At 69.6% G+C, this 3,618-nt stretch carries 3 protein-coding genes and 1 pseudogene; all 4 read right to left on the reverse strand.

Features of this window, described 5'->3' with window-relative positions; all coding sequences use genetic code 11:
- Nucleotides 1-406: pseudogene (locus RMO85_RS06520) on the reverse strand (phospho-sugar mutase); the annotation flags it as partial.
- Nucleotides 407-1,039: a hypothetical protein gene (locus tag RMO85_RS06525; RefSeq protein WP_310527729.1), complete on the reverse strand. Its 633-nt coding sequence runs from the start codon at nucleotides 1,037-1,039 to the stop codon at nucleotides 407-409. It abuts the pseudogene before it with no gap.
- A gap of 86 nt (nucleotides 1,040-1,125) precedes the next feature.
- A complete protein-coding gene (locus tag RMO85_RS06530; protein ID WP_310527730.1) occupies nucleotides 1,126-2,112 on the reverse strand; it encodes an aldo/keto reductase in 987 nt (328 codons plus the stop codon).
- Between the two features lie 49 nt (nucleotides 2,113-2,161).
- The gene (locus tag RMO85_RS06535) at nucleotides 2,162-3,535 is read right to left on the reverse strand and encodes an MFS transporter (protein ID WP_310527732.1); all 1,374 of its coding nucleotides are present in this window, start codon (nucleotides 3,533-3,535) and stop codon (nucleotides 2,162-2,164) included.
- Between the last annotated feature and the right edge of the window lie 83 nt (nucleotides 3,536-3,618).

The raw sequence follows: 3,618 nt of genomic DNA on the forward strand, positions 1-3,618 counted from the left end.
TGGCATAGGTGCCGGTCCGGCCCAGGCCGAGCAGGTGGTGCCCGAGCAGTGCGCCCACCTCGTCGCCGCGGAGCATCCGCCAGCCGTGAGGTCCCGGCACCGCCACGGCACACCGGTCGGCGTCCGGGTCGTTGGCCACCACGAGGTCGGCCTTCGTCTCGGCCGCGAGCGCCATCGCGAGGTCCATCGCGCCGGGCTCCTCGGGGTTGGGGAACGCGACCGTGGGGAACTCGGGGGCGGGCTCCTCCTGCTGCTCGACCACGTGCGGGGCGCTGAACCCGGCCGTCTCCAGGACCTGGATGACGGTCGTGCCACCGACACCGTGCAACGGCGTGTAGACAATGGTGAGATCGCGGGGGCCGTCACCGGCGAGGTCGGCGACGATGTCGAGGTAGCGGTCGATGATCTACTCCTCCACCACCTTCCCTGCGTTGCCGCGCGGAATGTCGGCCATCGGTCCCACTGCCTCGATGCGCGCTGCGATCTCGCTGTCCGCAGGCGGCACGATCTGGCTGCCGTCATCGAGGTAGACCTTGTAGCCGTTGTCCTGCGGCGGGTTGTGGCTGGCGGTGACCATCACGCCCGCCGCGCACCCGAGCTCGCGGATGGCGAACGCCAGCACGGGAGTCGGCAGCGGCCGCGGCAGCACCAGCGCCTTCAGCCCCGCGCCGGTCATCACCTCGGCGGTGTCGCGCGCGAAGACGTCACTGTTGTGCCGCGCGTCGAAGCCGATGACGACGCTGCCGCCACGGTGGCCGGTGTCGATGAGGTAGGCAGCCAGGCCGGCCGCGGCCCGCGTCACCACGATGCGGTTCATCCTGTTCGAGCCCGCACCCAGTGCGCCGCGCAGACCCGCCGTACCGAACTCGAGAGTGCCGGCGAAGCGGTCGTCCAGATCGGCGTCGTCGCCGCCGGCCTCGACGTCGGCGATGACCTGCTCCAGCTCGGCCCTCGTCTGCGGATCCGGGTCCTCCTCGGCCCAGGCGCGGGCACGAGACAGCAGGTCGGCCGCGTCGACGGCAGGGGTGGTGTCGGTCATGGTGAGACGCTATCGCCTGTCCGCCGCCCGGCGGGACCGCCCGGATGTCCGCCTCCGCCCCGCTCGTACGGACACCTCGTCGAGCTCTACCCGGCGTCGATGTGCGACATGTCGCCGTAGCGCGCGCCGACGACGGCGTCGCGGGGGACGGCGTTGGCCAGCGCTGCCAGGTCCTCGGCAGTGAGCTGGACGTCGAGGGCGCCGACGTTCTCCTCGAGGTACTTCACCCGCTTGGTGCCCGGGATCGGCACGACGTCGTCGCCTTGGGCGAGCACCCAGGCGAGCGCGAGCTGGCCCGGCGTGCACCCCTTGTCGGACGCGATGGCGCGGACGCGATCGACGAGCACGAGATTGGCATCGAGCGCCTCACCGTTGAGCCGCGGGAAGTAGGCGCTGGTGCGCGAGTCGCTCGCCTCGAGAGTGCCCTGGGTGATGGCGCCGGTGAGGATGCCCCGACCGAGCGGCGAGTAGGGCACCAGGCCGATGCCGAGCTCGCGGATGGTGGGCAGGATCTCGTCCTCGAGGTCGCGGGTGAACAGCGAGTACTCCGTCTGCAGCGCCGTGATCGGGTGCGTGGCGTGGGCGCGCCGGATCGTGTCCGGCGCCGCCTCGGACAGGCCGAGGTGTCGCACCTTCCCGGCCGCGACGAGCTCGCCCATGGCGCCGACGGTCTCCTCGATCGGGACGGACTGGTCGACGCGGTGCTGGTAGTAGAGGTCGATGTGGTCGACGCCGAGCCGCTGGAGCGAGGCGTCGCAGGCGGACCGGACGTACTCCGGTGAGCCGTTGATGCCGAGCCGGCTGCCGTCCGGGTTGCGCTGGTTGCCGAACTTGGTGGCGAGCTGCACCTCGTCGCGGCGGCCGCCGATGGCCTTGCCGACGAGCTGCTCGTTGGTGAAGGGGCCGTACATGTCGGCGGTGTCGAGGAAGGTGACGCCGAGGTCGAGGGCGCGGCGGATGGTGTCGATGCCCTGCTGCTCGTCGGTCGAGCCGTAGAACTCGCTCATCCCCATGCAACCGAGTCCGAGCGCGGAGACGGTCAGGTCACGAAGCTGTCGCTGTGGTGTCGTCATGCGTCGAGTCAACGCGGCGCCTGCCCACCAGGCAAGGCGCCGCGATGTCTCAGTGCGCGTCGGGCAGCACCCGGTCGTGGCGCAGCGACGACTTCGCGGTCTCCTTGGCGAAGTAGACCGCGACCAGGGTGATCACCGAGGCGATCGTCATGTAGACGGCGACGTAGTGCACGTTGGTGTCGCCGTTGGTCGCGGCGCCGAGCAGCTTGATGGCGATGATCGGCGCGAGGGCACCCGCGAAGATCGAGGCGAGCTGGTAGCCGACGGAGGCTCCGGTGTAGCGGACCGAGGTGCCGAACAGCTCGGAGAAGAAGGCCGCCTGCGGGGCATACATGAAGGCATGCAGGACCAGTCCGACGACGACCGCGAGGATGATCTTGGACTCGTCCTTGCTGGTGATCAGGTCGAAGAAGACCCATGACCAGGCGGCCACCCCCACAGCGCCGATGACGTAGAGCGGTCGGCGACCGACACGGTCGGACAGGGCGCCGATCAGCGGGATCGTGATGAAGTGCACGACCGCGCCGATGAGCAGGGCCTTGAGGATGATGCCCTTGTCGCCGGTCGTGCCGACGTAGGTCGTGAGGAACGTGATCGAGATGACGGTGAAGAGGTAGTAGGAGATGTTCTCGGCCATCCGCATCCCCATCGCGACGAAGACCTCGCGCGGGTAGAGCTTGATCACCTCGAGGATCGGCACGTGCTTCTTGTCCTTGGCGTCGATCTCGGCCTGGGCCTCCTTGAAGACCGGGGACTCCTCGATCGAGAGGCGGACCCACAGACCGATGATGACCAGCACGGCGCTGAGCAGGAACGGGATGCGCCAGCCCCACGCGTTGAACGCGTCGTCGGACTGCACGGCCGCGAGCACCCACAGCACACCGGTGGCGAACAGGTTGCCCAGCGCCACCCCGGCCTGCGGCCACGACGACCAGAAGCCGCGCTGGTGGTCGGAACCGTGCTCGGCGGCCATCAGGACCGCGCCGCCCCACTCGCCACCGACGGCGAAGCCCTGCACGAGGCGACACAGGAGGAGCAGCAGCGGGGCACCGATCCCGATGGTGGCGTAGGTCGGCAGCAGCCCGATGGCGAAGGTGGCGATCCCCATCAGCAGCAGCGAGACGACGAGCATCTTCTTGCGACCGACCCGGTCGCCGAAGTGCCCGAAGACGACGCCGCCCAGGGGGCGCGCGACGAAGCCGAGCGCGTAGGTGCCGAACGCCAGCATCGTGGCCGTGGCGGGTTCACTGTCGGGGAAGAACAGCTTGCCGAAGACCAGGGCGGCGGCCGAGCCGTAGAGGAAGAAGTCGTACCACTCGACGGCGGTGCCGATGAGGGAGGCGAAGACGACCTTGACGATGTTGGTCTGGCCTGGCTCGGTGGCGCTGGCCGGGCTGCCGGGTGACTGCGTGGAGGTGGACATCGATGGTGCCTTTCTCGGGGTGACTCGGGGTCTGGGGGGTGCTGCGTCAGGCTGCGGTCCAACCGCCGTCCATCAGGTGGGAG

It is taken from the genome of Nocardioides sp., from assembly GCF_031422975.1.
GTDB lineage: Bacteria > Actinomycetota > Actinomycetes > Propionibacteriales > Nocardioidaceae > Nocardioides.